The organism is Burkholderia sp. A2, assembly GCF_001729305.1.
In the GTDB taxonomy this organism is placed as follows: domain Bacteria; phylum Pseudomonadota; class Gammaproteobacteria; order Burkholderiales; family Burkholderiaceae; genus Burkholderia; species Burkholderia sola.
The window spans coordinates 1-1946 of the sequence record NZ_LZXX01000166.1 but is presented as its reverse complement, the minus strand read 5'-3'; the positions used below and the strand labels follow the sequence as shown (position 1 = coordinate 1946).

Below are 1946 nucleotides of genomic sequence, written 5' to 3'. Positions count from 1 at the left end.
GAATCGGTTCTTCACGAAACCCGTCAGTTCGCGCCGCCCGCGGCGCTCGAGAAGACGGCGACCATTTCCGGCATGCCGGCCTATCGCGCGCTCGTCGCCGAGGCCGAGCAGGATTACGAAGGCTTCTGGGCGCGTCTCGCGCGCGAGGGCCTCACGTGGCACAAGCCGTTCACCAAGGTGCTCGACGAGAGCAACGCGCCGTTCTACAAGTGGTTCGACGACGGCGAGCTGAACGCGTCGTACAACTGCCTCGACCGCCACGTCGAAGCCGGCAACGGCGAGCGCGTCGCGGTGATCTTCGAGGCCGACGACGGCACCGTCACCCGCGTCACCTATGCGGATCTCCTCGCACGCGTGTCGCGCTTCGCCAATGCGCTGAAGAAACGCGGCATCGGCAAGGGCGACCGCGTCGTCATCTATATTCCGATGTCGATCGAAGGCATCGTCGCGATGCAGGCCTGCGCGCGTATCGGCGCGACGCACTCGGTCGTGTTCGGCGGCTTCTCCGCGAAATCGCTGAACGAGCGGCTCGTCGACGTCGGCGCGGTCGCGCTGATCACCGCCGACGAGCAGGCGCGCGGCGGCAAGACGCTGCCGCTCAAGAGCATCGCCGACGAAGCGATCGCGATGGGCGGCTGCGACGCGCTCAAGAGCGTGATCGTCTATCGCCGCACCGGCGGCAAGATCGACTGGCATGCGGAGCGCGACCTGTGGATGCACGAGCTGACCGACGGCGAGTCCGACACGTGCGAGCCGACCTGGGTCGGCGCCGAGCATCCGCTGTTCATCCTGTATACGTCGGGCTCGACCGGCAAGCCGAAAGGCGTGCAGCACAGCACCGGCGGCTACCTGCTGTGGGCCGCGCAGACGATGAAGTGGACCTTCGACTGGAAACCCGACGACGTGTTCTGGTGCACGGCCGACATCGGCTGGGTCACGGGCCACACGTACATCACGTACGGGCCGCTCGCGTGCGGCGGCACGCAGGTCGTGTTCGAGGGCGTGCCGACTTATCCGGACGCCGGCCGCTTCTGGAAGATGATCGCCGACCACAAGGTCACCGTGTTCTACACCGCGCCGACCGCGATCCGTTCGCTGATCAAGGCGGCCGAAGCCGACGAGAAGGTCCACCCGAAGCGCTATGACCTGTCGAGCCTGCGCATCATCGGCACGGTCGGCGAGCCGATCAATCCGGAAGCGTGGATGTGGTACCACAAGCACGTCGGCCACGAGCGCTGCCCGATCGTCGACACGTGGTGGCAGACCGAAACCGGCGGCCACATGATCACGCCGCTGCCGGGCGCGACGCCGACCGTGCCGGGCTCGTGCACGCTGCCGCTGCCGGGCATCATGGCCGCGGTGGTCGACGAGACGGGCCAGGACGTGCCGAACGGGCAAGGCGGGATTCTCGTGGTCAAGCGTCCGTGGCCCGCGATGATCCGCACGATCTGGGGCGACCCGGAGCGCTTCAAGAAGAGTTATTACCCGGAAGAACTCGGCGGCACGCTGTATCTGGCCGGCGACGGCACGGTACGCGACAAGGAGACCGGCTACTTCACGATCATGGGCCGGATCGACGACGTGCTGAACGTGTCGGGCCACCGGCTGGGCACGATGGAGATCGAGTCGGCGCTGGTGTCGCACGAGCTCGTGGCCGAGGCGGCGGTGGTCGGCCGTCCGGACGACACGACGGGCGAGGCGGTCGTGGCGTTCGTCGTGCTCAAGCGTTCGCGCCCGGAAGGCGACGAAGCGGCGGCGCTCGCGAAGACGCTGCGCGACTGGGTCGGCAAGCAGATCGGGCCGATCGCGAAGCCGAAGGACATCCGCTTCGGCGACAACCTGCCGAAGACGCGCTCGGGCAAGATCATGCGGCGCCTGCTGCGCTCGCTCGCGAAGGGCGAGGCGATCACGCAGGATACGTCCACGCTCGAGAATCCGGCCATCCT

Annotated in this window: 1 protein-coding gene; it reads left to right on the top strand. The window is 67.5% G+C overall.

Annotated features, from left to right (window positions below; translation table 11 throughout):
- Positions 1-1946 (top strand): acetate--CoA ligase (acs, locus tag A9Z05_RS33685; RefSeq protein WP_069621833.1); only part of this gene is annotated, 1946 nt, incomplete at both ends.